Origin of the sequence: Streptomyces sp. NPDC002779 (genome assembly GCF_042888685.1) — a bacterium.
Classification (GTDB): Bacteria; Actinomycetota; Actinomycetes; order Streptomycetales; family Streptomycetaceae; genus Streptomyces.
Map to the genome: position 1 here is coordinate 45,572 of NZ_JBIAQC010000009.1, position 23,572 is coordinate 69,143.

A 23,572-nucleotide genomic window follows, 5' to 3' on the forward strand; every position below is an offset into this window, starting at 1 on the left:
TGGCACCGGAAGTGAGTAGGTTCTGAGTACGCGCACTCATGTCGTACGGCGTGACGGGGACCACACTCCAAGCCATGACGCACATTCCGTCCCCCGTCGAGGAGCTGCGGCTCCTCGACGCCGAGCTGCGGCAACTGGACGCCCGCCGGTTCCAGTTGCTCGCCCGCCGCGGCTGGCTGGTCGCCTCCCTGGAGGCGGCCCGCCCGGCGCCGGTTCTCGCACCGCCGCGCCCCGAGGCAGCACCGCCGCGGGTGCAGAACGTGCTCCTGCTGCTCGGCGGCGCCCTGCTCACCATCGCCGCGATGGCGTTCACGCTGGTCGGCTGGGGGCACCTGGGCATCGTCGGCCGCTCCGCGGTGCTGGGCGCGATCACGGTGGCGGCGCTCGCGGCACCCCTGCCGCTGCTGGCCCGTGGGCTGCGCTCGACGGCGGAGGCGGTGGCGGGGCTCGGTCTGGCGCTGACGGTGCTGGACGCGTACGCGCTGCACGAGGTCGCGCTGGGCGGGGTGGACGGGGTGGACGGGGTCGGCTATACGGCGGTCGCGGCGGCGGTGCTCGCGGCGCTGTGGACGGCGTACGGCCTGCTGCCGAGGACGGCGGAGCTGCGGCTGCCGCTGCCCGCCGCCCTGGCCTCGGCCCAACTCCCGCTGCTGCTTTGGGCGTTGGCGGCGGACGCCGGCCCGTACCTGCTGGCCGCCGCACTGCTGGTCACCGCCGGCCTCGACACCGCTGTGGCGCTCCGGGTGCCCACCCGTTCCGTACGGATCGCCGCCGCGGTGGGCGCGTACGGCATGGGCGCCGGGGGCGTGCTGACGGCCGGGGGGCTGTCCTGGACGGCCACCGGTCCGAGCGCCGCCGCCCGTGCGGCGGCGCTCCTCCTCCTCGCGGCGCTGATCGCCCTGGCGGCGGCCCGGCGCACGGCGACGGTGACGGCGCCCGTGGGCGGTCTGGTCCTGGTCGCAGCCGCGGGCGGCGTCCCCCGCGTGCTGCTGCCGGAGATGTGGACGGTACCGGTGCATCTGGCGTGCGCAGTCGCCCTGTTGGCGTCGGTACGGGTGCGGCGGTTGCCCGAGCCGGTGCGCCGGGGCCTCGGTCAGGCGTCCGCGGCGGTCCAGGCGCTCGCCGTGCTGTGGGCGGCACCGGTCGTCGCCGTCACCCTGCTGGGCCCGCTCGCCTGGATCGGCCGCCCCTGGTCCGGGGCGCCGGCGGACATCCGGGCCGCGGTGACGGCCGAGGTGCCGTGGCCCGCGCTGTCCCAGACGGCGCCGCTGGTCCTGGCCACCGTCGCCGCGGTACTGGCGCTCTCGGCGCGCCCCGGAGCGAGGACGGCGGCGCTGGTGGTGGTGTGGGCCACGGCGCTCGTGCTGCCGCCGGTGCTTCAACTCCCCTACGAGGCTGGTCTGGTGGTGGCGCTGTCGGTGGTGGCCCTCGCCCTGGTCCCGGCGGCGCCGACGGCCACCGTCCTCGCCGTGGCCGCCTCCCTGCACGCGGCCTCCCTGGCCCTGGCCGCGCAGTCCGCGACGCTGGCCGTCCTCACCACGCTGACGCTCCTGTTCGCGGCGGCCTCCCGGCGCCGCGCTCTCGTGGCGGCGCCGGCCGCCCTCGTCTGGGCCACCGCGCTGGCCTGTGCGATCGGCGCCGCCGCGGGCTGGGCACCGCAGCACACCGCGCTGCTGGTCCTGACGGTTCCGGTGGCCGCCGCCCTGCTCGCCGCCCGCGGCGCCGGGGCGGCCCTCCCGGTCGAGGTGACGGGTGCCGCGGCGGGCCTGCTCGCCATCGCGCTGACGATCACCGACCCGCCCGTGCTGGCCCTCGTCCTCGCACTGTGCGGCGTGATCACCGCGGCCACGGCACTCCGGCCGGACCGCCGCCTCGTCGGCTACGCGTCCGCCGCCCTCTTCGTGCTGGCCGCCTGGGTCCGCCTGGCGGCCTGGGAAGTCGGCACCCCGGAGGCGTACACGCTCCCGGTGACGATCCCGGCCCTGCTCGTGGGCGCCCTGCGGCGGCGCCGTGACCCACGGACCTCGTCCTGGACGGCGTACGGGCCGGGCCTGGCCGCGACCCTGCTGCCGAGCCTGGTCGCGGTCTGGGCCGACCCGCACTGGACGCGCCCCCTCCTGCTGGGCCTGGCGGCCCTCACGGTCACCCTCCTGGGCGCCCGCCACCACCTCCAGGCACCGCTCCTGCTCGGCGGCGCGACCCTGCTCCTGGACGCCCTGCACGAACTGGCCCCCTACCTGATCCAGGTGGCGGGCGCCCTCCCCCGATGGGCCCCGCCGGCCCTCGCCGGCCTCCTCCTGCTCGCCCTGGGCGCGACGTACGAGCAGCGCATCAGGGACGTCCGGCGGGTGCAGGGAATCCTCGGGAAGATGAACTGACCCACAGAGGGGCGGGGAACTGCGCGACCGGCGCCCACCGGCCCGCAGTTCCCCACCACCGTCACGGCATCCTGTGCCCGAGCAGCGCCAGATTCTCGATGGCGGCCAGCCCGTACAACGCGGTGTCATTGGTGGACACCCAGGCGGCCTCGCTGCCCGGCACCAACGCCGCCGGCCCGCTCAGCTCCACGGTCTTCCAGGGCGCCGACTCCCGGTAACCGTCGGAGTTGTAGAACTTCTCCCAGGCCCGCTTGGCCAGCTTCTCGTCCCCCGTCTTCACGGCGGCGTAGGCATCCAGCCGCGAGTGCCCCTGGAACAGCAGCAGGTTCCCGAAGTTGGACCCGTAGCGCGCCGCCTGCTCGGCCTTGGTGGCGTTGAAGTACCGGCAGTAGTCGAAGTACGCCTCGTTGAACTTCGGCATGTCGACGAGGTCGATGAGCTCGGCGCACAGCTCGTTGAGCCCGAACACCGCGGACAGATGCGACACCCCCACCACCGGCTTCTCGGCGACGGCGAAGCGACCGATGTCCAGGTCGTAGAGGCCGGTGCCCTGCACGAAGCCGTTGGGCTGCGCGGCGATGGTCTCCATCGTCGACAGCACCCGCGCCTTGGCCTTCTCCCACTTGGGCCCCTTGCGCTCCCACTCCGTCAGCCAGGCGGAGACCAGTCCGCTCCAGTCCGTGCCGAAGCCGACCGACAGCGCGTGCCGGTCGGGCGTGTACGGCTCGGTGCGGATCTTGCGGATCGGGTCGAGGACGAGGAACGTCTCGTCGGAGTCGACATTGGCGTGCATGAGGTCGCCGACCCGCTCGTCGCCGGTGAGGAAGTAGTAGTAGCGGCGGTACGTGGTGTTGGCGATGCGCTGCTGCTTGGCGCTGTCGGCGTAGTGCTGGACGCCGTGCCGGGTGCCGAGGCCCGCCCATTCGCCGAGGTGGTAGACGTCGACCTCGCCGGTGTGCCGGGTCATCGCCTCGGCGAAGCGGAAGATGTCGGCGCGTCCGGAGCGCAGGTAGGCGAACCAGAGCCACAGGTCCGGCGACAGCTCGGAGTTGTCCCAGGCGTAGCCGCCGATGTCGTACCGCCACTGGTGCCTGACGGTGTCGTAGGTGTGCATGATGTCGCCGTAGTCCCAGAAGCCGTACCAACGACGCATCTCCACCTGGTCCTTGTAGTAGGTGAAGAGGAAGTCGAGGTGGTCCTCGATCCTGGCCTTGGCGGGGGTGGAGCGGTCGGGCTCGGAGTACAGGCCGGGGCCGAAGACGCCGGCCTTGATGAGCTGCCGGGGCGGCGCGGCGAGCTGTGGCAGCACCCGTACCGCCTCGACCTGCTGGGCCAGCGCGTCCGCCGAGGGGGTCGACTCGTTGGCCCAGAAGAGGAGTTCGGAGGTGCGGGCGATGCCGTAGGGGGTGCCGAAGCCGGGTTCGTAGTCCTCGTAGGTGATGTTGAGGCCTTCGAGCTGCTCGGGGAAGGTGTCCTGGCCCATGCCGTCGTGGTAGAAGCGCAGGTCCATCGGCTGTGCCTCGGGCGACCAGAGCCAGAGGGTGACCTCGGCCGCGTCGGTGTGGGCGTCGCGGATGTCGAGCTGGGCGGGGAACTTCTCCCAGAAGTCCCGCAGGCCGAAGGAGAATCCACCGCTGACGCCGCCGACGTACCCGAAGCCGTTCGCGCGGCGCCCGCCGCCGGCGGCGATCCAGCCGTGGCCCTTCTTGGTCCGCTTGCGCACGGTGAAGCCGTCGGCGGACAGCTGGGAGAGGGTGTAGTCGCCCCACTCGGGGATGTACTGCAGGCGGGTGGTGACGCGCTGGTCCCAGGTGGCCGGGTCGGGCAGCTTCCTGCCCTCGAACTGGGCCGCCTGGACGGCCGCGCCGGGGTCGCGGCGCAGTCCGGTGATGCCCTTGACGGCCTCGCGGAGCATGCCGGTGCCCTCGCCGCCGAGGCGTATGTGCCGGTCGTAGGACTGGTCGCGCAGGGGGACGGTGAAACGGACGCCGAGGCCGCGGATGAAGTCGCCGCTCGCCTTGCCTGGCTCCTGGGTGCCGTCGAAGGTGAGGGTGTGCACCATGCGGAAGGAGTCGGCGCCCGCGTAGAAGTACAGCCGGATCGAGAAGGGCAGCCAACTGCGGTTGCCCTTGCGGTGCTTGCCGTCGATGCGGACGACCGCGCGGACCGGGCCGTCCTGCTCGACCTCGACCTTCGCGATGGCGCCGTCGAAGCGCTCGGTCCTGACCTGGCCCTGGTCCTCGTCCTCGATCTCGGGCTGGCGGAGCAGGACGAGCCTGCCGTTCCTGGCGATCTCGGTGGAGCCGCGGGTGACGGACTTGATCAGCGTGGCGCCGGACGTGCCGATCCGCGCGGTGATGACACCGGTCGATATGTCGATGGTGCCGCCGCTCTTGTCGACGGTGACCTTCTTCGCGGGGGCGGCGGGCTCGCCCGCGGCGAGGGTGAGCTTGCCGGCGCCGCCCGAACTCACCGCGTGAGCGGTCCACTTGAGGGATCCGTCGGGCCAGTAGGCGAGCGGCCACGTCTGTACGGGCACCGCCTTGCCGTCCGCGTCCGTCAGCGCGAAGGTCTGGTCCTCCTGGAAGGTGCCCTTCGGCCAGGGCACGCCGAGGGTCGAGCCGGGGGCCGCGCCGAGGCCGCCGTCCTCCAGCCAGTCCAGGGTCACGGGGTCGCCGTCACCGGCTACGGCGCGGGGCGCGGCCTGCGCGTCCTTGGCCCCGAGCGCCCAGCTGAACTGCGCGGCGGCGCCGGCGACGGCGGCCGCTTTGAGGAGGGACCTGCGAGGGATGGGAGACATGACCGTTCCTTCCATGCGGAGGGGATGGGCAGGGGCATGACAGACAGCGGTACGGCGCCCAGGGGGCACCGACCTGTGCGGGGTCAGCGGTGCCGGTACCGCTCCTCCACGGCGACGGCCGCCGCCGCGACGGCCCCGAGGACGGGGACCGCGAGCGGTGCGACGAACGCGGCGGACAGGGCCACCACGGCGAGCCCGGCGATGATCAGAAAGGAACCGGCGGGGTCGAGCACGGTCCGGCGTCCGGCGTCCGCGAGCAGCGCCCGCCAGGTGCGGCCCGGTGCCCACAGGGCCGTCGCCCGCAGCAGGGCCACGGCCAGGCCGATCAGCGCGAACAGGCCGACGGCGCCGACGAGGGGCCCGCCGGGCAGCCCGGCCCGCGCGGCCTGGACGTCCACCCAGACCGCGGCGGCCGCCGCCCAGCCGGCCAGCCCGACGGCCCACCCCGCGCGCAGGGCCGCCCGGAAGTCCGCGACGAACTCCCGCACGCCACCGGCCTCGTGCCGGGCCCGGCGCCGCAGATGCCGGGCGCCGGCGGCGAAGGCCGCGGGGTAGGTGATCACCCCGAGGCAGGCCACGGCGATCCACACGCCGGTGAGCAGCGCCTCGGCGAAGAGCGCGAAGCGCTCGCCGAACAGGGATTCCCGGCGCGCCTTCGTGCGGGCCTCGGCCATGGTCACCCCTTCAGTCCGGACGTCGCCATACCGTCGATGAGATACCGCTGGAAGGCCATGAAGAAGGCGATGACCGGCACCAGCGCCACCAGCGACATCGCGATCATGCTGCCGTAGTTGGAGATGCCCTCCTGGTCGCGGAACATCATCAGGCCGAGCGAGACCGTGTACTTCTCCGGGGTGTTGAGGTAGATCAGCGGCCCCATGAAGTCGTTCCAGGCGTTGATGAAGGTGAAGATGGCGCTGGTGATGATGGCCGGGCGGCTCAGCGGCAGCACGATGGACCAGTAGGTCCTCAGGTGCCCGCAGCCGTCGAGCTTGGCGGCCTCGTCCAGCTCGCGCGGCAGCCCGCGCATGAACTGCACCATCAGGAAGACGAAGAACGCCTCCGTCGCGAGGAACTTGCCCGCGACGAGCGGCACCAGGGTGTCGACGAGTTCGAGGTTGCGGAAGAGCACGTACTGCGGGATGAGCAGCACGTGGTACGGCAGCAGCAGGGTGCCGATCATCAGCGTGAACAGCAGGTTCCGCCCGGCGAACCCGATCTTGGCGAAGGCGTAAGCGGTCAGCGAGCTGGACACCACGACACCGGCCACGGCGAGACCGGCGTACATCAGCGAGTTCCAGAAGAAGCTGCTGATGGAGATGCCGGAGATGCCGTCCGCGAGCCCGGAGAAGTTCGCCCAGACCGGCTCGGTGGGCAGCAGGTCGAGGCTGGCGATGATGTCCTTGCTCGGCTTGAACGAGGCACCGACGACCCAGATCACGGGATACAGCACGACCGCGAGGACGAGCAGCGCGCCCACGTGCCAGGCGATCGATCCGGTGCGCCGTCGCTCGTTCGCGGCGTGCGCGGCGGGGCTGGTGGCGGTGGTCACTTGGCGGCCTCCTCGTAGTGCACCCACTTCTTCTGCGACCAGAACAGGACCGCCGTGACCAGCGCCACCGCGACCACCAGCGTCCAGGCCATCGCGGAGGCGAAGCCCATCTGGGCCTCCTTGAAGCCCTTCTGGTAGAGGTAACAGGTGTAGACGAGGGTGGCGTCGGCGGGCCCGCACCGGGTGTCGGAGACGACGTAGGCGGAGCCGAACACCTGGAACGCGTGGATGGACTCCAGCAGGACGTTGAAGAACAGCACCGGCGAGATCATCGGCAGGGTGATGTTCCAGAACCGCCGCAGCGGACCGGCCCCGTCCACCTCGGCGGCCTCGTACAGCTCCCGCGGCACCTGCTTGAGGCCGGCCAGGAAGATGACCATCGGCGCGCCGAACTGCCAGATGCTCAGGGCCACCAGGGAGTACAGGACGTAGTCGGGGTTGCCGATCCAGCCGCCCACGTCCAGCCCGAAGATCTTCTGGGTGCGGTCCACGACCGCGTCGTCCGAGAACAGCGCCCGCCACACGAAGCCCACGGAGACGCTGGCGCCGATGAGCGAGGGCATGTAGAACGCGGCCCGGTACAGGCCCTGTCCGCGCCGGCTCTGGGCGAGCAGCAGCGCGACACCGAGGGCGAGCAGCAGCTTCAGCGGGGTGGCGATGACGACGTACTTCAGTGTGACCTCGACCGACTTCTGCCAGCGCGGGTCCTGGAACATCGTCGTGAAGTTGTCGAGCCCCACCCACCGGGGCGGCGTGAACAGGTTGTAGCTGGTGAACGCGTAGTACAGCGACGCGATCATCGGTCCTGCCGTGAGCAGCAGGAAGCCCGCGATCCACGGCGACATGAAGAGATAGCCGGCGAGGTTCTCGCGGCGCCGCCCGCGCCGCCCGGCGGGGGGTGCGGCGGACCGCTTCCCGGCCGGGCGCACGGGCGCTTCCTTGACGAGCGTCATGGTGGTACGTCCCCTCAGCCCGCGAACGCGGCCTTGGCCTCGCTGAACAGCGCCTTGGCGGCGTCGGCCGGCTTGGTCTTGCCCTGGGCGACCTCACCGCCGAGCCGCAGGAACGCCGCCTCGATGACATCGGCGCCGGACGGGTGCGGAGTGATCTTCCCGAGCACGCCCGCCGCGGCGACCTCCTCCTCGTACGCCTTGACGCCCTTGTTGGTCTCGTCGGTGGGCGTGAACGCCTCGTACTGCTCGGTCGTGGGGAGGATGCCGCGGTCGTAGCCCATGATCTTGCCGACCTCGGGGTCGTGGACCATGAAGTCGATGAACTGGGCGACTTCCTTGGGGTGCTTGGTCCCGGAGAAGGCGCTGAGCATCAGGGAGCCGAGGTACTGGCCGGTGTCCTTGCCGTCCGTGGTGGGGATCGGCGCCAGCCCGTAGTCCGACTCGCCCTCACCCTCGTAGCGAATGGAGAAGTTGTCCCAGGTGAACTCGGACGCGGCGAGTCCCGCGGACAGGCCGGACTTGGGCGCGACCTGCTCGATCTTCTTGGGGTCGGCGACCAGCCCGGAACGCACGCGCTTGTAGCCGTCCTCCCACCACTGCGTCAGATCGTCCTGGGTGAAGCCGAGATCGGAGTCGGTGAAGAAGGCCTTTCCGTTCTGACGCAGATACAGGTCGTAGAGGTACATGATGCCGAAGTAGCCGGTGTCACCGGCGATCTTCAGCTTGTCCTGGATGGTCTGGAGCGCGTCGAAGTAGTCGTCCCAGGTCCAGCCGAACTCCGCCTTCACGCCTGCCTTCTCGAAGGCCTTGAGGTCGATGACCAGCGCCATGGTGTTGGCACCGACCGGGATGCCGAGCTGCTTGCCGTCGACCTGACCGTTCGCCAGAACGCCGTTGCGGAAGTTCTCCAGGCTCAGATTCCCGGAGTCCGCCTGCGACTTGAGATCCATCAGAACGCCGCGCTTGTCGTACTTGCGCAGAAAGCCGACCGCATTCTGGAAAACATCCGGCGGATTCCCGCCGGAGGCCTGCGTCTGGAACTTCTCCCAGAAGGCCGCGTAGTCCGTGAATTCCGGCTTGATCTTGATCTTCGGGTACTTCTTCTCGAAGAGCGCGATCGACTTCTTGATGGCGATGGTGCGCGGCTCGCCACCCCACCAGGCGTAACGGAGCGTCACCGTCCCGTCTCCGGAACCGCTGTCGCCGCCGCACCCCGTCGTCGCCGCCAGACCCAGCGTGGCCGCCGAAGCACCGGCCACCTTCAGGATCGTTCGCCTCTCAACATTCCTGCTGGTTCCCATGGTTGGGCCACCTCCCCGCAGCGTCATCGCCGCCTGCATGAATCGTTTCAAGTAAGCGCTTGCTGGCACAAGTTACGGAGGGCCCCGGAGTGCGTCAATGATTCGGACAGGAATTTCTTGCGGAGGCGGCGGGCGGGTCGGCCGCGCCCGGAGCCCGGCAGCGGCGCCCTGCGGCAAGTCATCGCAGGTGGGGCGCTCAGGATCGACGGGCGAACGGAATGCGGGGCGTCGGACAAAAAGGCGGCTCGGCCGGAAGTCGTCCCCACGCACGGGAGGTCCGGCGCCGCCCCGAACGCCGACGGCCCGTCTGCTGTGCAGCAGACGGGCCGTCGTCCCGGGTGGGCGATACTGGGTTCGAACCAGTGACCTCTTCGGTGTGAACGAAGCGCTCTCCCACTGAGCTAATCGCCCGGGCGCAGGAAGAACATTACCCCATGTCAGGGGGTGCCTGTGACCAGCACGGACATGGACCGGCCGGCCCCCGCGCCCCCTCGGCGGATCACTGGTCCTTGATCTTCCAGGGCATCACGACGCCGAACTTCCAGAGGTAGATCCCGCCCAGGACGGCCACGATCACGAGGCCGATCGACGTCAGGATGATGTTGCGGCGGCGCACCTTCGGATCCAGGGCTCGCTGGGCGGCCTCGGTGACCTTGCGCTTGGTCCAGCGCAGCACCAGCTGGGCCCAGACGAACTCGGTCGCCCAGATCGCCATGCCACCGAAGATCACCACCCAGCCGGGACCGGGCAGCGGCAGCATCACGATGCCGACCCCGACGACCGCCAGGCCGATGATGAAGACGCCCACCTGCCAGCTCAGGTGCAGCAGACGGCGGGCCCTGACGAATTCCGGCGCTCTGGAGCCGAGCGCCCGCTCGCTCCGCGCACCGTCCACTTCGGTCTCGTTCGACGCCATGGCCACCTCGCCAGGCTCGCTACTCCCCGTGTTCATACGGCCAAACCCTACCGGAGAGAAACGAGTCACCGGAATGGTCGTACCTCGCGAACGGGACGTCGGCCGGAAGAGTTACATAAAGGCACGCAAAACACTCAGAGGGGTTTACAACGGCACCGTAGGTGGCATGTCGATTTCGCCGACGTGCGAATCCCCGAGCGCACACTGAGCGAAAGGCCCTGGCGCTTATGAACACCACGGTCAGCTGCGAGCTGCACCTGCGCCTCGTTGTGTCGAGCGAGTCCTCCCTGCCTGTCCCCGCAGGCCTGCGGTACGACACGGCCGACCCCTACGCCGTGCACGCCACCTTCCACACCGGAGCCGAGGAAACCGTCGAGTGGGTGTTCGCCCGCGACCTTCTGGCCGAGGGCCTGCACCGACCCACCGGGACCGGCGACGTCCGAGTCTGGCCGTCGCGCAGTCACGGCCAGGGCGTCGTGTGCATCGCCCTGAGCTCCCCGGAGGGCGAAGCCCTGCTCGAGGCCCCGGCACGGGCCCTGGAGTCCTTCCTGAAGCGAACAGACGCCGCCGTGCCCCCCGGCACGGAACACCGGCACTTCGACCTCGACCAGGAGCTCTCGCACATTCTGGCGGAGAGCTGAAGCGGGGCACCACGAAGCCGCCCGGCGCCGTCGACTCGGGGAGACGGCTCGGGCCCAGGACAAACAACTGCATACGGTATGCGCCGACGCCGTCACTGTGAGTCACCCACGGGGCGGCGTCGGCGTGCGTGGGTCCGGCCCCGGCGCGGCCTGATCTCGCCGCCCGGGGCGCCATTCGGTTGCCCCCGGCTACCAGGCCCTGGCGCGACCCTCCCGCCGTCGGCGAAGCTACTACCATCGGCCAGCATCGGCGGGCGCCCCCGCGTCCGACCCTCCGGCCAGGGAGCGAAATGTGCTGATCACCCACGACACCCGGTGCGCCCTCGACGCTGTCGTGGATCTGGTGAACACCGCACCGGACGACGACGGGACGCAGGAGGCGCTGCCGGACGTCGCGGCCCTCGCCGACTTCGTGCGCCGGCACGAGATCAGCGATGTCGGCGTGCTCTCCGAGCTGGACCTGTCCGCGGTGCGCAAGATCCGGGCGAGGTTCGCCGGGATCTTCGCGGCACCGGAGGCCCGGAGCGCGGCCGGTCTGATCAACGAGCTGATCGCCGCCGCCGGCACCACTCCCCGGCTCACCGACCACGACGGCTACGACTGGCATGTGCACTACTTCGCGCCCGGCGCCTCGGTCGCCGACCACCTCGCGGCGGACGGCGGCATGGCCCTGGCGATCTTCGTGGTCGCCGGAGAGCAGGAACGGCTGCGGCGCTGCGAGGCCCCCGACTGCCGTCGCGCCTTCGTCGACCTCTCCCGCAATCGCTCCCGCCGCTACTGCGACAGCCGCACCTGCGGCAACCGCCTCCACGTCGCCGCCTACCGGGCTCGACGCAAGGAGGCGGCGGGCTGAGATCCCCGGGGGCGGGGGGCGAACACCGGCGTCATGGAGGGTGCTCGGCCGGACACCGGCACCGCGAGGGCTCCAGGACTGGACACCGGCATCGTGCGAGATCGCGGAGGCAGACCCCGGCGTCGAGCTGGCTCCGGGGGCCGCGGGGGCGGACACCGGCATCGTGCGGGGTCCCGGGGGCGGACGCCGGCATCGAACTGCCTCCGGGTGCGGACACCCGCGTCGTAGGGCTGCGGGGCCGGACACCGGCGTGGACTCAGAGGCTGGACACCGGCCTCGTGCGGCTCCCGGGGGCAGACCCCCGGCGTCGAGCTGGCTCCGGGGCCGGGCACCGGCGTCGACGCGGGCCCCGGCGGGTGGCGCCGGGGGCCGCGGGTAGGGCTCAGAGCAGCAGCAGGTCGTGCAGCGCAGCCATGAGCAGCAGACACCCGATCACCGCAAGGAAGATCATCAGCGGTGGCTGGGAAAGGGCGAAGAGGCATCCACGCGGCTCGTCCTGCGGCGGCGCGGTCTCGCTCTGTGTCGTGTCCAGCATCTCGCGGGCGATGATGACGCAGTGAACCCTCCCGGCGCGATCAACACGCCCGCAAGCAGCGGTAGTTCGCCTTAATCCGCAATGTCCGGTCCGGGTCGTGATCGATTACGCGCGGACGGCGACCCCCTGTGTCGTTTCAGCCTTTGTGCGGGCCGTCATATGCCGTGCTTCTTCAGGATGGCCTCGATGTCGCTGAAGTCCTCCTGCGGTGCCGCCGCGGGCCTGGCCGTCGGCCGGGAGCCGGAGCCCAGGGTGGGTGCCGAGGCCGCCGGGGCCACCGCCTCGCGCTGCGCGGACCGGGCCTGCCTGCGCTCCTTGCGGGTGCCGCCGCCCCGGCGGCGCTCCACGGCCCGGGTGCTCGCGAAGAGCACCCAGGAGACACCGAGCACGCCGAAGCCCGCCCAGGCGGCCGGGCTGAACGCGGTGTCCGCCAGCCACTCGACCACTCCGGTCATCACCAGACCCAGCGGGACGAGGGAGTACGCCGCGATCCGGGCCGCGGAGAGGAAACGCTTCCGGTACGCCGTGATCGCCGCGATGCCCAGGCCGGCCGCGGCTACGGCGGAACAGACGGTCTCGGCAATCATCCGGTCCTCCAGACAGGATTCGGTCAGGCGCGGAGCCCTCGTCCCCTCCATCCTGCACCTGCCGGGCCCCGCCGGGCCATGCTCCCGCCGGACATCAGGGACATCTCCGGGTCGGCTCCTCCGCAGGTGCCGGTCCGCTCGCGGATCCCTGATTGGGCCCGGACGGTACCGGGCTGGGAGACTGAGCCCATGAGCGACTCCTCCCCCGTCCGTCCCACCGCGCCCGTCCTCGACGTGTGGTGCGAACTCCAGTGCCCGGACTGCCGTACCGCCCTCGATGACCTGCGAGCCCTGCGCGCCCGCTACGGCGACCGGCTGGAGCTCAGGCTGCGGCACTTCCCGCTGGAGAAGCACAAGCACTCCTTCGCCGCCGCGCAGGCCGCCGAGGAGGCCCTGGAGCAGGGCCAGGGATGGCCGTACGTCGAAGCGGTGCTGGGCCGGGTCGAGGAGCTGGACCGTCAGGGAGAGCCCTTCCTGGTCCAGGTGGCCGGAGAACTCGGGCTGGACGCCGAGGAGTTCGACACCGCGCTCGTCGACGGCCGGCACATCCTGATCGTGGACGCCGACCAGGCCGAGGGCAAGGCGATCGGCGTGACCGGCACGCCCACGTACGTCATCGGCGGCGAGCGTCTCGACGGTGGCAAGAGCCAGGAGGGACTGCGCGAACGCATCGAGGAGATCGTGGACCGGCTGCTGGCCGAGGCCGGGCAGGGCTGACCCCGGAGCGGCTTCCTGCACTCAACGCGGGTCCTTTTCCCGTACTCAGCGCAGGTCCTCGCACTCTCACAGCAGGTTCTTGTACATGGAGTAGCCCACCGGCACATAGCCGAGGGACGCGTACAGGCGCTCGGCCGGGGTGTTGTCCGCGAAGACGTTGAGGCCGATGGTCCGCTTCCCGGCGGCCACCGCCTGCCCCTCGGCCAGCAGCATCAGCGTGCGGCCGTGCCCCCGGCCGCGGAAACGGGCGTCGGCCTCGATGTCGTAGACGAACGCCTTGTCCCCCGCCACCGACAGCCACAGCGTGCCGACTGCCTCGCCGACGTGCTCCAGGACGCTGATCAGCATGCCCTCGGTGGCCAGGCCCTGCGGGAGGAGCGTCGACATGTCGCTCAGCGCCTTGGCCCACGCCTGGTCCTCGGGCACGCCGCGGTCGATCCAGCTCTGCGCGTAGTGAGAATTGCCGTGCTCCACCCACGGCTCGTACTCGCCCTGGGTCATGGGCCGCCCCCGGCTGCCCTCCGGCAGGGCGGGCGGGGTGGTGCCGAGCTGCTTCTCCATACCGCGGTTGCGGTGGACGTAGCCCAGCGCGGTGGCGAGCCGCAGCGCGGGCCCGCAGTCGCCCGGCACCCTGATGTCGATCCGGGTGCAGCCCCAGCCGCGGGCCACTTCCTCGGCGGCGAGCGCGGCCACGGTGCCCCGGCCGCGCCCGCGGTCCGGCTCCTCGATGCGCAGGTCGCTGATGCGCGCGACGGCCGGCCCGAACAGGGGGTCCGTCGCCAGGTGTATCGCGCCGACGGGACGGCTGTTCACGCACACCCGGAAGTGGCGCGACAGCACCCCGTCGGCATCTCGCTGGAGCGGCTCGGTCGGCCGCAGGGTCGTGGTCATCACGGGTGTTCTACCCGCGATGGAGGCCCACGTCAGCTTCTTTTCGTCCGGTTCACGGATCTTGGTCCTGGCCGGAGCGCTCGTCGAAGATCCGCATGGCCTTGGCGGTCACCGGCCCCGGGGCGCCCGGCAGTTCGCGCTCGTCGACGCGGTGCACGGCCTGGACGTCCCGCAGCGTCGACGTCAGGAAGATCTCGTCGGCCCGCTGAAGGACGTCCAGCGGCAGATCGGTCTCCTTGGCGCCCGTCCACTGGACGACCAGCTCGCGGGTGATGCCCGCCAGACAGCCGGAGCTGACCGGCGGGGTGTGGATCTCGCCGTCCAGGACGACGAAGACGTTGGACCCGGTGCCCTCGCAGAGTTGCCCGACCGTGTTGGCGAACAGCGCCTCGGAGCCACCCTCTTGGTGGGCGCGGGCGAGGGCGACGACGTTCTCGGCGTACGAGGTGGTCTTCAGGCCGGTGAGCGCGCCGCGTTCGTTGCGGGTCCAGGGGACCGTGATCACGGCCGTGGAGTCGGGGCGGCGGGTGGTCTCGCCGAGGGCGACGACCAGGGTCGGGCCGTGCTCGCCGCGGTCGGAGCCGAGGGGGCCGTGACCACCGGTGTAGGTGATGCGGAGCCGGCCGAGCGGCATCGGGTTGGCCTCGAGGACGGCCGTACAGGCGCGGCGGATCTCGTCGTGGTCGGGGTCCGGCAGGCCGAGTCCGCGCGCGGAGCGGGTCAGCCGGTGCAGATGCCGGGTGAGCGCGAACGTCTTGCCGTCCGTCGCCTTCACCGTCTCGAAGATGCCGTCGCCCACGGTCAGCCCGTGGTCGAAGACGGAGACACGGGCGGACTCGATGTCCTGGAGCCCGCCGTCGAGCCAAAGCTTCACTGGTCAGTACCTCGTGTGAGTGTGCCGGGCGCGTCGGGCCGGCCGGGGGTGCGGGGGTCGCTCCCCGGGTCAGCACAGTACGTGAGTGCCTCGCCGTGCACCTCGTACGCCCCCGACGCTACCGCGAGCAGCCGGGACGCCTTCAGTTCGGTCTCCCGCCACTCACCCTCCGGGTCGGAACCCCAGGTGATGCCGGCGCCGGTGCCGAAGCGCAGCGCCCCCTGCGCGCGGTCGATCCAGAAGGTGCGGATGCCGACCGCGAGCTCGCCGGTCCCCCGGTCCGCGTCGACCCACCCGATCCCCCCGCAGTACGGGCCCCGGGGTGCCGTCTCCAGGGCGGCGATGATCCGCAGCGCGCTGGACTTGGGGGCGCCGGTGACCGAGCCGGGCGGGAAGGCGGCGGCGAGCAACTCGGGCCAGCCGGCGCCGGCGCGCAGCTCGCCGCGCACGGTGGAGACGAGGTGGACCAGGCCCGGGTGCTTCTCCACGGCGCACAGGTCGGGCACGGTGACCGTGCCGGTGGCGCAGACGCGGCCGATGTCGTTGCGGACCAGGTCCACGATCATCACGTTCTCGGCGTAGTCCTTCTCCAGCAGGTCCGCCTCGGTGCGGCCGGTGCCCTTGATCGGCCCGGACTCCACGGTCCGGCCGTCCCGGCGCAGGAACAGCTCCGGGGAGGCGGTGGCGATCTCCACGCCGTGCTCCGGCAGCCGGATCGTTCCTGCGTACGGCGCCGGGTTGCCGCGGGCCAGCAGGGCGGTCAGGGCGTCCACGTCGGCGTCGGGGGCGACCGGGGCGGAGAGCACCCGGCAGAGGTTGGCCTGGTAGACCTCGCCGGCCGCTATGTGCTCGCGGATGCGGCGCACGCCCGCGGTGTAGGCGGCGCGGTCGAGGGAGGAGGTCCAGTCGGCCGCCGCGGGGCCGTGCCAGGCGCCGGGCACCGGGGCGGGCACGGGCGACTCCCGGACGTCCCGGAAGCGGGCGCAGGTCAGCCGGCCCTCGAAATCCGCGGTGACGGCCCAGAAGCCGGTGGAGTCCAGGGCCGCGGGGTCGCTGGTGACGTCGAGGAGGCCGGTGGCGAGACGGTCGCCGAATCGGGCCAGGGGAGGGAGGTCGAGCACGCTGTCGAGTCTATGGCGGGTGTCTTCGGGGTGGCCCGGTCATGTCCTCGCGGGGGCTCTGACCACGTCCGGGACCAGGTCGGGCCGGGGTGAGGCGCAGCACGCTGCACAAACGCGTTTTTGTACTGGCCCAGGAATCCGCTAGAGTTCAACACGTCGCCGGGCCGCGCAAGCGGGTCGGAAGGACAGGCGAACGTAGCTCAGTTGGTAGAGCGCAACCTTGCCAAGGTTGAGGTCGCGAGTTCGAACCTCGTCGTTCGCTCGGAAGAGCAAGGGGGATCATCCCGAACCCCCGCACTCCTGGTGGAGTGGCCGAGAGGCGAGGCAACGGCCTGCAAAGCCGTCTACACGGGTTCAAATCCCGTCTCCACCTCCAAGGACGATTAGCTCAGCGGGAGAGCGCTTCCCTGACACGGAAGAGGTCACTGGTTCAATCCCAGTATCGTCCACTGGATCTTCTCGAAGATCTGTACCCGCGCGATTAGCTCAGCGGGAGAGCGCTTCCCTGACACGGAAGAGGTCACTGGTTCAATCCCAGTATCGCGCACGCAGCAGTCGTGATCTCCGGGTCACGGTTCCCCGCGCGATTAGCTCAGCGGGAGAGCGCTTCCCTGACACGGAAGAGGTCACTGGTTCAATCCCAGTATCGCGCACGCACCGAAGCCCCCGGCCTTGTGGTCGGGGGCTTCTTCGTGTGTGCTGCCGCTCAGCTGCTCAGTGCTCAGTCCTCAGCTGGAGAAGAGCATGTGGCCGAAGCTCTTCTGGCGCTTGTGGCCGTAGTGACCGCCGCCGTGCTGCGGGGCGCCCCAGGCGGGTGCCGCGGGGGCGGGGGCGGCCGGGTACGCCTGCGGGGCGGGGGGCGCGGGTGGGGCCGGCTGGGACCACTGGGACTCCAGGCGGGTCAGGGCCTCCAGCTCGCCGTAGTCCAGGAAGATGCCGCGGCAGCCGCTGCACTGCTCGATCTGGACGCCGTTGCGGTTGTAGGTGTGCATGGGGGCACGACACTTCGGACACTGCATGGTCGGCTCAACTCCTCGCCGGTCGGTCCTGCTTCGCGTATTGCCAGGACAGACTCTGTCCGGCTGTGGTCGGTTGCACCCTACTTGGCTGATTCGTACGTCAACTCGGGCGGGGTGGACGCGATTCGGTCGCAGGCGTCGATCAAGGACTGCTCGATCTCGTCGAGGGGACGGCCGGCGTGGGCCGCCTTGGCTGTCGCGGTCGCGGCGGTCTGCACGGTCAGGGCGCGGGCCGCGAGGTCGAGGGCGGGCCAGGGGTCGCCGTGCGGGGGGACCGCCGGGCCGGCCGCGGCGCGGTAGGCGGTGAGGAAGCGGGTCCACTCTTCCGGGGCGAGGAGGCCGCAGGCGTACCAGGCGGCGGGGCGGGCGAGGTCCCAGGCGGGGGTTCCGGTGCCGAGGTCATCGACGTCTATGAGCCGCCAAGGGCCGTGGGGGGCGGGGTGCCGGACGAGCTGGCCGAGGTGGAAGTCGCCGTGGCAGAGGGTGCGAGGGGCGTCGCCGGGCATCGGGGTCTCGGCTCGGGCCCAGGTGGGGAGGGTGCGCCAGGCGCGGAGGACGGCGGCGGTTTCGCTGTCGGCGGGCGCGGTGGCCTTGAGTCGCTCGATGGCTTGGGCGGCCTTGGCGGGGCCGCGCATGGGCGGGGTCCCCGGGAGGGGTGGGTGGCGGTGGAGCTGGGCGAGGAGGGTGGCGGCGGCTTCCCAGGGAGCGGTGTCGGGGTCGTGCGGATCTACGGGGGTCCCGTACGGCCAGCAGGTCACCAGACGGTCGTGGAGGGGCGCCGGGGAGGGGGTGAGCGGGGGCAGGAGGGTGCCGGGGAGGGCGGCGGCGGTGGCGAGGCGGAGGGTGAGGTCGGCGGGGTCGGTGTTCGGGGGGTGGGCCTTGGCGACGGTGTCGGCGTGCCGGACGACGGCGGCATCGGGGCGATCGGCGAGCGTTTCGGTGACCCCGCAAGGGCAGGTGGAACGGCGTGCGTGGGCGGTGACGGTGGCGGCACGGGCCAGGTCAGGCAAGAGGCGGGTGACTGTCACGGGGCTCCCTGCGGGGGGGTGGGTCTGGGGTGAGGGTACGCAGGGGTGGGGGTGGGCTGGTGAGGGTGGGTCGATGGGGTCGGGTGCTTGCGGGCGGGCCGAGTATGGGGGGGTGCTTGGCGGCGGGCCGGGTGTGGGGGCAGGTCGGTGGAGCCCGGGAGCCAGTTGGGGCCGGGAGCGTGGGTGCAGGGCGGTGGGGGTGGCGGGGTGGGTTTCGCTCGATCGCGCGGACGGGGTGTCCCCGGAGGAAGCCCCAGCGCCCATCCGTGACGCCCCAGTGGCACGGGTGCCCGCAGCTAGTGCGGCTCGAGGCGGCGCCCAGCAGGGGCGGGCGGGTGGGGCGGCACAACTGCCCGCGGCTGGGCGACTACGACGAGCTGAGGCGGCTCGGCGAGACGGTTACCGAGGGCTACGGGCGCCGAGGCAGCCCGCCGACTGGGGCGACTACGACGGCACAGCTTCGCAAGGCCCGCGACACGTCTGACCGCGGCTGGGGCGATGACCGCAGCGCGGGTGCCTCAGCTGAGGCGGCACGACTTCAGCAGCGCGAGCGGCTACGTCGGAACGGCCGCCTGAAGCTGGGCGGCGCCACGGGCGGTACGACTGCCCACGGCTGCGCCGGCATCCGCCCGCCGCCTGGGCGGCCACGACTCGCGCGGCTCCAGCGAGACCGCCGCCGACGGCTCCGGCCGGCTTCGGCGACACGACCTCCGACAACGCGAGCGGCTTCGGTGAGACGGCTGGTGCCCAACTGCGTCGGCATGGCCGGCTGTGGACCGACCCGCGGGAGCCGCAGAGCCGTCTGGTAAAGGAGATGGGCAACAGTAATGCCGGCGCAGCTCCCCAGCTGCGCCGGCATTTGTGCCGTCCGCCGCACCCCCGTCCCCACGGGGTTTCATGGGTGGATGTCCCCGCCCGGACCGCTCATCCGGGCCTGGGGTCGCCGCTCAGCGCCCCAGCATCACTCCCACGGACGACGCTTGTGTGGCCACTGTCTCCCAGCCGTCGAAGACGAGGAGCAGCAGGGCCGCCAGAGGAAGGGCCATCAGCGTCGCCACCAGCGGGTGGCGACGGCCGTCGCGGCGGGAACGGAGCGCCGTGCGGGTCCGCGGTGCCGTGTAGGCCATGGTCCCTCTCCTGACCGTTCGGTTGTCGTGACAGCGGCGGGTGTCTGACCTCGGGGGACGAGTGCTGCACCCGCCGCTTGACCTCAAATCTACGGGCGCGGCCCCCGCCGGACGTCATGCCCTCGTACCGATTGCCGGGCCTCCCGGAGGATGAGCCATGACCCGCTGAGTACTCCCCTGGGTGGAGACGGAGTCCTAGGTCTCGGGGTCTTCCCCGAGGGGTCGCCCGGTGTGCCCTGCTTTCTCCGAGCCGTCCTCGCGCGGCACCGGCTGCTCGACCAGTGCCAGCACCCGGTTCGCCATGAACCGGGCCGTACGGACGACAGTCCCGCTGCGGGTGACTTCGCTCACTTCGACCACGCCCCGGCGTACCGCCGTCTCCACCCGGCGGCCCGCCCTGCTCGCCACCACCTCATAGGTGCGGGTCGTGTCCCCCGCATCCACCACTATCTCCACGCGATCACCCTTCACGGGTTCAATCCCCCTTCTGTGACGGGTGGTTGGGATCACAGGCAACGCGAAGTCGGCCTGTTCTCCAGCTCCCTGACCACCCCTCAAGTCTCCCACCCGGCACTGACAATCCGTCGGGCCGAGAGGGCGCGGCCTCTGCGCGCGGGCGGCCGGGGAAACGTAAGCTGTGGCTCGTCACAGGACCGGGCAGCGGGGATGAACATGGCGATGATGCGCCTGAGGCGCGAGGACCCGCGCGTCGTCGGCTCGTTCAGGCTTCACAGGCGGCTGGGCGCGGGTGGGATGGGCGTGGTCTACCTGGGCTCCGACAAGAAGGGGCAGCGGGTCGCGCTGAAGGTCATCCGGCCCGATCTGGCCGAGGACCAGGAGTTCCGGTCGCGGTTCGCGCGCGAGGTGTCCGCCGCCCGGCGGATCCGGGGCGGCTGCACCGCGCGGCTCGTCGCCGCCGATCTCGACGCCGACCGGCCGTGGTTCGCCACGCAGTACGTTCCCGGGCCGTCCCTGCACGACAAGGTCGCCGACGAGGGCTCGCTGATCGCGGCCGAGGTCGCCGCGATCGGGGCGGCCCTGTCGGAGGGGCTGGTCGCGGTGCACGAGGCCGGGGTCGTCCACCGGGATCTCAAGCCGTCCAACATCCTGCTGTCCCCCAAGGGACCGCGGATCATCGACTTCGGCATCGCCTGGGCCACGGGGGCCTCGACGCTGACCCACGTGGGCACGGCGGTGGGCTCGCCCGGCTTCCTCGCGCCCGAGCAGGTGCGCGGCGCCGCCGTCACCCCGGCCACGGACGTGTTCTCGCTCGGCGCGACCCTGGCGTACGCCTCGATGGGCGACTCGCCCTTCGGGCACGGCAGTTCCGAGGTGATGCTCTACCGCGTGGTGCACGAGGAGCCGCAGCTCCACGGCGTGCCCGACGCGCTGGCGCCGCTGGTGCGGGCCTGTCTCGCCAAGGCGCCCGAGGAGCGGCCGACCACGCTCCAGCTGTCGCTGCGGCTCAAGGAGATCGCGGCCCGCGAGGCGCAGGGCGTCGCCGAGCTGCGTCCGCCCGCGCCCCGCGCCGGGGACGGGGACCGGCCGACCGGACGGCTCACGGAGAGCTACCCGGACCGTGCTCAGCGGCGCCCGCAGGGGACGACTCCCACGCCGCGCGCCACCGGTCCCGGCTCCCGCGGTACCGCTCCCTCCCGGGGCGGCGCCGCGCGCGGTGGTCCGGCGCCCTCCTCGTCCGGCCGGTCGGGGCCGCGGCCCACGCCCACCTCGCGGAACACCGGACGGACGGGCAGCGGCAGCCGGCCCGGCCCGCGCAGCGGAACCCGGCGTACGGCTCCGCGGACCACGGGCACGGGCCGCCGGCCCGCCAACCCGCAGCTGCTGCGCCAGCGGCTGATCGTGTTCGTCGTGGTGACCTTGCTGGTCGCGCTCGGCATCGCCGCCGCCCAGGGCTGCCAGGGCCCGAGCCGGGGACTGGGCGGCCAGCGGGACGTCGTACGGCAGGAGCGGTCGGCCTCGCCCGCGCCGGGTCACCAGCCGTCGGACGGGGCGCTCATGTCGCAGCGGTACGAGTCGACGTTCGAGGCGTCGGACTAGTCACGCTTCGGGGCGGCCGGTCGCCACCGCGTAGAAGGCGACCGCGGCCGCCGCGCCCACGTTGAGGGAGTCCACGCCGTGGGCCATGGGGATGCGGACCCACTCGTCCGCGGCGACCAGGGCCTGGCGGGACAGGCCGTCGCCCTCGGCGCCGAGCATCAGGGCGACCCGGTCCATCCGGTGCGGGGCGGCCTCGTCGAGGGACCTGGCCTTCTCGTCCGGCGTGAGGGCGAGAAGGGTGAACCCGGCCTCGCGGACCGACTCCAGGCCCTTGGGCCAGCTCTCCAGACGGGCGTACGGCACCGAGAAGACGGCGCCCATCGACACCTTCACGCTGCGCCGGTACAGCGGGTCCGCGCAGTCCGGGGAGAGCAGGACCGCGTCCATGCCGAGGGCCGCCGCCGAGCGGAAGATCGCGCCGATGTTGGTGTGGTCGTTGACCGACTCCATGATCACCACCCGGCGGGCGGTCCCCAGCAGCTCGGCCGCCGTGGGGAGCGGCTTGCGCTGCATGGAGGCGAGCGCGCCGCGGTGCACGTGGTAGCCGGTGACCTGTTCGGCCAGCTCGGGGCTGACCGCGTAGACGGGGGCCGGGAGTTCGTCGATCACATCCCGCATGACGTCGACCCACTTCGCGGACAGCAGCATGGAGCGCATCTCGTAGCCGGCGTCCTTGGCCCTTCTGATGACCTTCTCGCCCTCGGCGATGAACAGGCCCTCGGCGGGCTCGCGCTTGCGGCGCAGTTCTACGTCGGTCAGGCCCGTGTAGTCGCGCAGGCGCGGGTCGGCGGGGTCCTCGACGGTGATGAGATCGGCCACAGGGTGATACTGCCTTGTCGTGCGTGCGGTGCCAACGGCTCGGGAGTCGGTGAGTTACCTCGGGTTACGGCAAGGTCGCCGGGCCGACCTTCACGACCTCGCCGATGACGATGACGGCCGGTGGCCGGACCTCCTGGGCGATGACCGCTTCGGCGGCCGTCGCGAGGGTCGCGTCGACGCGACGCTGGGCGGCCGTGGTGCCCTCCTGGACCAGGGCGACGGGCGTGTCCGGGGACTTGCCGTGCGCGATGAGCGTCTCGGCGACCTTCCCGATGGTGCCGACGCCCATCAGGATCACCAGCGTGCCGGTCAGCTTGGCGAGGGACGGCCAGTCGACCAGGGAGCGCTCGTCGTCGGGGGCGATGTGGCCGCTGACCACCGTGAACTCGTGCGCCACGCCCCGGTGGGTGACCGGGATGCCCGCGGCGCCCGGGACCGAGATCGAGCTGGAGATGCCGGGCACGACCGTGCACGGGATGCCGGCCTCGGCCAGCGCCTGGAGCTCCTCCATGCCGCGGCCGTAGACGTAGGGGTCGCCGCCCTTGAGGCGGACCACCGACTTGCCCTGCTTGGCGTGCTCGATCAGGGCGTTGTTGATGGCCTCCTGGGCCATGAACCGGCCGTACGGCAGCTTGGCCGCGTCGATGACCTCGACGCTGGACGGCAGTTCCGCGAGGAGGTCGCGCGGGCCCAGGTGGTCGGTGATGACCACGTCGGCCTCGGCGAGCAGCCGGCGGCCGCGGACGGTGATCAGGTCCGGGTCGCCGGGGCCGCCGCCGACCAGGGCGACGCCCGGGGTGCGGGTGCGGTGGTGGGGGGCGACGAGGGTGCCGTCGCGCAGGCCCTCGACGACCGCGTCCCGGATGGCGGCGGTGTGCCGGGGGTCGCGGCCGCGGGCCTCGGTGGTGAGGACGGCGATGGTGACGCCCTCGCTGGTGCCCGTGGCCGGGGTCCAGGCCGTGGCCCGGTCGGCGTCGTCGGAGCGGACGCACCAGACGCGGTGCCGCTCCGCTTCGGCGGAGGCCGCGTGGTTGGCCTCGGTATCGCTGGTCGCGATGAGGGCGTACCAGGCGTCCGCGAGGTCGCCGTCCGCGTAGGGCCGCTGGTGCCAGGTGAGCTCGCCCGCCTCCGCCATGGCCTCGACGGAGGGGGTCACCTCCGGGGAGACGAGGTGGAGGTCCGCGCCCGCCGCGATGAGTGCCGGGAGGCGGCGCTGGGCGACCTGGCCACCGCCGAGGACGACGACCCGGCGGCCGGTGAGGCGGAGGCCTACGGGGTAGGCGGGGTTTTCGGCCATGAGGGTCTGGCTCCCTTTTGCGGCAGTGGTGCGATGCCCTGACGTGCGGATTTTACGGGGCGGGTGCGGGGGACGGCTCGGGTGTCCGATGGCTGAGCAGCGTCA

At 71.9% G+C, this 23,572-nt stretch carries 22 protein-coding genes and 6 tRNA genes; 10 read left to right on the forward strand and 18 right to left on the reverse strand.

Features of this window, described 5'->3' with window-relative positions; all coding sequences use genetic code 11:
• Nucleotides 1–74 precede the first annotated feature (74 nt).
• A complete protein-coding gene (locus ACFYW5_RS24775; protein ID WP_389419267.1) occupies nucleotides 75–2,378 on the forward strand; it encodes an SCO7613 C-terminal domain-containing membrane protein in 2,304 nt (767 codons plus the stop codon).
• A gap of 61 nt (nucleotides 2,379–2,439) precedes the next feature.
• Here the strand turns inward: ACFYW5_RS24775 and ACFYW5_RS24780 are convergent, their stop codons facing one another.
• The 7 genes from ACFYW5_RS24780 to ACFYW5_RS24810 form a co-directional block, all read right to left on the reverse strand.
• Nucleotides 2,440–5,178: a Tat pathway signal sequence domain protein gene (locus ACFYW5_RS24780; protein WP_389419268.1), complete on the reverse strand. Its 2,739-nt coding sequence runs from the start codon at nucleotides 5,176–5,178 to the stop codon at nucleotides 2,440–2,442.
• An 83-nt stretch (nucleotides 5,179–5,261) separates the two neighbouring features.
• Complete coding sequence (locus ACFYW5_RS24785; RefSeq protein WP_389419269.1) at nucleotides 5,262–5,852, reverse strand: hypothetical protein; 591 nt, start codon at nucleotides 5,850–5,852, stop codon at nucleotides 5,262–5,264.
• A 2-nt stretch (nucleotides 5,853–5,854) separates the two neighbouring features.
• Nucleotides 5,855–6,730 (reverse strand): carbohydrate ABC transporter permease, encoded by an 876-nt coding sequence (locus ACFYW5_RS24790; protein WP_389419270.1) that lies wholly within the window; start codon nucleotides 6,728–6,730, stop codon nucleotides 5,855–5,857.
• The gene (locus ACFYW5_RS24795) at nucleotides 6,727–7,683 is read right to left on the reverse strand and encodes a carbohydrate ABC transporter permease (RefSeq protein WP_389419271.1); all 957 of its coding nucleotides are present in this window, start codon (nucleotides 7,681–7,683) and stop codon (nucleotides 6,727–6,729) included. Before ACFYW5_RS24795 ends, ACFYW5_RS24790 begins: the two co-directional genes overlap by 4 nt.
• A 14-nt stretch (nucleotides 7,684–7,697) precedes the next feature.
• Nucleotides 7,698–8,984: an ABC transporter substrate-binding protein gene (locus ACFYW5_RS24800; RefSeq protein ID WP_389419272.1), complete on the reverse strand. Its 1,287-nt coding sequence runs from the start codon at nucleotides 8,982–8,984 to the stop codon at nucleotides 7,698–7,700.
• Between the two features lie 339 nt (nucleotides 8,985–9,323).
• A tRNA-Val gene (locus ACFYW5_RS24805) sits at nucleotides 9,324–9,395 on the reverse strand.
• A gap of 88 nt (nucleotides 9,396–9,483) precedes the next feature.
• Nucleotides 9,484–9,936, reverse strand: coding sequence for a TIGR02611 family protein (locus ACFYW5_RS24810; protein WP_389419273.1), 453 nt, complete (start codon nucleotides 9,934–9,936; stop codon nucleotides 9,484–9,486).
• Nucleotides 9,937–10,127: 191 nt separating this feature from the next.
• Between ACFYW5_RS24810 and ACFYW5_RS24815 the strand changes: the two genes are divergently transcribed.
• Nucleotides 10,128–10,541 (forward strand): SsgA family sporulation/cell division regulator, encoded by a 414-nt coding sequence (locus ACFYW5_RS24815; RefSeq protein WP_004002642.1) that lies wholly within the window; start codon nucleotides 10,128–10,130, stop codon nucleotides 10,539–10,541.
• 292 nt (nucleotides 10,542–10,833) lie between these two features.
• Nucleotides 10,834–11,394, forward strand: a complete 561-nt coding sequence (locus ACFYW5_RS24820; protein ID WP_389419274.1) for a CGNR zinc finger domain-containing protein — start codon at nucleotides 10,834–10,836, stop codon at nucleotides 11,392–11,394.
• 382 nt (nucleotides 11,395–11,776) lie between these two features.
• On the opposite strand, the gene ACFYW5_RS24825 is transcribed toward ACFYW5_RS24820, so the two are convergent.
• Both ACFYW5_RS24825 and ACFYW5_RS24830 read right to left on the reverse strand, forming a co-directional pair.
• Nucleotides 11,777–11,929 carry a hypothetical protein gene (locus ACFYW5_RS24825; RefSeq protein WP_176711650.1) on the reverse strand — a complete coding sequence of 51 codons (153 nt, stop codon included), beginning with the start codon at nucleotides 11,927–11,929 and terminating at the stop codon, nucleotides 11,777–11,779.
• Nucleotides 11,930–12,084: 155 nt separating this feature from the next.
• On the reverse strand, nucleotides 12,085–12,516 hold the full coding sequence (locus ACFYW5_RS24830) for a hypothetical protein (protein WP_389419275.1): 432 nt from the start codon (nucleotides 12,514–12,516) through the stop codon (nucleotides 12,085–12,087).
• Between the two features lie 189 nt (nucleotides 12,517–12,705).
• Here ACFYW5_RS24830 and ACFYW5_RS24835 point away from each other — a divergent pair, with 189 nt between their 5' ends.
• The gene (locus ACFYW5_RS24835; protein WP_389419276.1) at nucleotides 12,706–13,233 is read left to right on the forward strand and encodes a DsbA family protein; all 528 of its coding nucleotides are present in this window, start codon (nucleotides 12,706–12,708) and stop codon (nucleotides 13,231–13,233) included.
• A gap of 66 nt (nucleotides 13,234–13,299) precedes the next feature.
• Here the strand turns inward: ACFYW5_RS24835 and ACFYW5_RS24840 are convergent, their stop codons facing one another.
• The 3 genes from ACFYW5_RS24840 to ACFYW5_RS24850 are packed head-to-tail and all read right to left on the reverse strand — an operon-like array spanning nucleotide 13,300 to nucleotide 16,119.
• Entirely contained in the window at nucleotides 13,300–14,124 is an 825-nt protein-coding gene (locus tag ACFYW5_RS24840; RefSeq protein ID WP_389419277.1) for a GNAT family N-acetyltransferase, read from the reverse strand.
• 52 nt (nucleotides 14,125–14,176) lie between these two features.
• Nucleotides 14,177–14,998: an aminotransferase class IV gene (locus ACFYW5_RS24845; protein ID WP_389419278.1), complete on the reverse strand. Its 822-nt coding sequence runs from the start codon at nucleotides 14,996–14,998 to the stop codon at nucleotides 14,177–14,179.
• Nucleotides 14,995–16,119, reverse strand: coding sequence for a chorismate-binding protein (locus ACFYW5_RS24850; protein WP_389419279.1), 1,125 nt, complete (start codon nucleotides 16,117–16,119; stop codon nucleotides 14,995–14,997). The genes ACFYW5_RS24845 and ACFYW5_RS24850 overlap by 4 nt, the downstream gene beginning before the upstream one ends.
• Nucleotides 16,120–16,308: 189 nt before the next feature.
• On the opposite strand from ACFYW5_RS24850, the gene ACFYW5_RS24855 reads away from it, so the two are divergent.
• From ACFYW5_RS24855 to ACFYW5_RS24875, 5 genes are all read left to right on the forward strand, one after another.
• Nucleotides 16,309–16,381 (forward strand) — tRNA-Gly (locus tag ACFYW5_RS24855).
• A 40-nt stretch (nucleotides 16,382–16,421) separates the two neighbouring features.
• A tRNA-Cys gene (locus ACFYW5_RS24860) sits at nucleotides 16,422–16,495 on the forward strand.
• A 1-nt stretch (nucleotide 16,496) separates the two neighbouring features.
• Nucleotides 16,497–16,568 (forward strand) — tRNA-Val (locus ACFYW5_RS24865).
• A 26-nt stretch (nucleotides 16,569–16,594) separates the two neighbouring features.
• A tRNA-Val gene (locus tag ACFYW5_RS24870) sits at nucleotides 16,595–16,666 on the forward strand.
• 34 nt (nucleotides 16,667–16,700) lie between these two features.
• A tRNA-Val gene (locus ACFYW5_RS24875) sits at nucleotides 16,701–16,772 on the forward strand.
• Nucleotides 16,773–16,847: 75 nt separating this feature from the next.
• On the opposite strand, the gene ACFYW5_RS24880 is transcribed toward ACFYW5_RS24875, so the two are convergent.
• The 4 genes from ACFYW5_RS24880 to ACFYW5_RS24895 form a co-directional block, all read right to left on the reverse strand.
• Entirely contained in the window at nucleotides 16,848–17,138 is a 291-nt protein-coding gene (locus ACFYW5_RS24880; protein WP_389419280.1) for a zf-TFIIB domain-containing protein, read from the reverse strand.
• 80 nt (nucleotides 17,139–17,218) lie between these two features.
• On the reverse strand, nucleotides 17,219–18,166 hold the full coding sequence (locus ACFYW5_RS24885) for a phosphotransferase family protein (RefSeq protein WP_389419281.1): 948 nt from the start codon (nucleotides 18,164–18,166) through the stop codon (nucleotides 17,219–17,221).
• Between the two features lie 947 nt (nucleotides 18,167–19,113).
• Nucleotides 19,114–19,293 carry a hypothetical protein gene (locus ACFYW5_RS24890; RefSeq protein ID WP_389419282.1) on the reverse strand — a complete coding sequence of 60 codons (180 nt, stop codon included), beginning with the start codon at nucleotides 19,291–19,293 and terminating at the stop codon, nucleotides 19,114–19,116.
• Between the two features lie 195 nt (nucleotides 19,294–19,488).
• A complete protein-coding gene (locus tag ACFYW5_RS24895; protein ID WP_389419283.1) occupies nucleotides 19,489–19,764 on the reverse strand; it encodes a hypothetical protein in 276 nt (91 codons plus the stop codon).
• Between the two features lie 195 nt (nucleotides 19,765–19,959).
• Between ACFYW5_RS24895 and ACFYW5_RS24900 the strand changes: the two genes are divergently transcribed.
• Nucleotides 19,960–21,351, forward strand: a complete 1,392-nt coding sequence (locus ACFYW5_RS24900; protein WP_389419284.1) for a protein kinase — start codon at nucleotides 19,960–19,962, stop codon at nucleotides 21,349–21,351.
• Here ACFYW5_RS24900 and ACFYW5_RS24905 read toward each other — a convergent pair whose 3' ends face one another.
• Nucleotides 21,352–22,170, reverse strand: a complete 819-nt coding sequence (locus ACFYW5_RS24905; RefSeq protein ID WP_389419285.1) for a TrmH family RNA methyltransferase — start codon at nucleotides 22,168–22,170, stop codon at nucleotides 21,352–21,354.
• A gap of 64 nt (nucleotides 22,171–22,234) precedes the next feature.
• Nucleotides 22,235–23,467 carry a uroporphyrinogen-III C-methyltransferase gene (gene cobA, locus ACFYW5_RS24910; RefSeq protein ID WP_389419286.1) on the reverse strand — a complete coding sequence of 411 codons (1,233 nt, stop codon included), beginning with the start codon at nucleotides 23,465–23,467 and terminating at the stop codon, nucleotides 22,235–22,237.
• Nucleotides 23,468–23,572 lie beyond the last annotated feature (105 nt).

What these genes read in the sequence shown, in the direction of transcription:
- ACFYW5_RS24825 (WP_176711650.1), bottom strand. Translation starts at nt 11,929, where the DNA reads ATGCTGGACACGACACAGAGCGAGACCGCGCCGCCGCAGGACGAGCCG.
- ACFYW5_RS24815 (WP_004002642.1), top strand. Translation starts at nt 10,128, where the DNA reads ATGAACACCACGGTCAGCTGCGAGCTGCACCTGCGCCTCGTTGTGTCG.
- ACFYW5_RS24785 (WP_389419269.1), bottom strand. Translation starts at nt 5,852, where the DNA reads ATGGCCGAGGCCCGCACGAAGGCGCGCCGGGAATCCCTGTTCGGCGAG.
- ACFYW5_RS24810 (WP_389419273.1), bottom strand. Translation starts at nt 9,936, where the DNA reads ATGAACACGGGGAGTAGCGAGCCTGGCGAGGTGGCCATGGCGTCGAAC.
- ACFYW5_RS24800 (WP_389419272.1), bottom strand. Translation starts at nt 8,984, where the DNA reads ATGGGAACCAGCAGGAATGTTGAGAGGCGAACGATCCTGAAGGTGGCC.
- ACFYW5_RS24780 (WP_389419268.1), bottom strand. Translation starts at nt 5,178, where the DNA reads ATGTCTCCCATCCCTCGCAGGTCCCTCCTCAAAGCGGCCGCCGTCGCC.
- ACFYW5_RS24890 (WP_389419282.1), bottom strand. Translation starts at nt 19,293, where the DNA reads ATGGCCTACACGGCACCGCGGACCCGCACGGCGCTCCGTTCCCGCCGC.
- ACFYW5_RS24830 (WP_389419275.1), bottom strand. Translation starts at nt 12,516, where the DNA reads ATGATTGCCGAGACCGTCTGTTCCGCCGTAGCCGCGGCCGGCCTGGGC.
- cobA (WP_389419286.1), bottom strand. Translation starts at nt 23,467, where the DNA reads ATGGCCGAAAACCCCGCCTACCCCGTAGGCCTCCGCCTCACCGGCCGC.
- ACFYW5_RS24880 (WP_389419280.1), bottom strand. Translation starts at nt 17,138, where the DNA reads ATGCAGTGTCCGAAGTGTCGTGCCCCCATGCACACCTACAACCGCAAC.
- ACFYW5_RS24795 (WP_389419271.1), bottom strand. Translation starts at nt 7,683, where the DNA reads ATGACGCTCGTCAAGGAAGCGCCCGTGCGCCCGGCCGGGAAGCGGTCC.
- ACFYW5_RS24775 (WP_389419267.1), top strand. Translation starts at nt 75, where the DNA reads ATGACGCACATTCCGTCCCCCGTCGAGGAGCTGCGGCTCCTCGACGCC.
- ACFYW5_RS24900 (WP_389419284.1), top strand. Translation starts at nt 19,960, where the DNA reads ATGAACATGGCGATGATGCGCCTGAGGCGCGAGGACCCGCGCGTCGTC.
- ACFYW5_RS24835 (WP_389419276.1), top strand. Translation starts at nt 12,706, where the DNA reads ATGAGCGACTCCTCCCCCGTCCGTCCCACCGCGCCCGTCCTCGACGTG.
- ACFYW5_RS24840 (WP_389419277.1), bottom strand. Translation starts at nt 14,124, where the DNA reads ATGACCACGACCCTGCGGCCGACCGAGCCGCTCCAGCGAGATGCCGAC.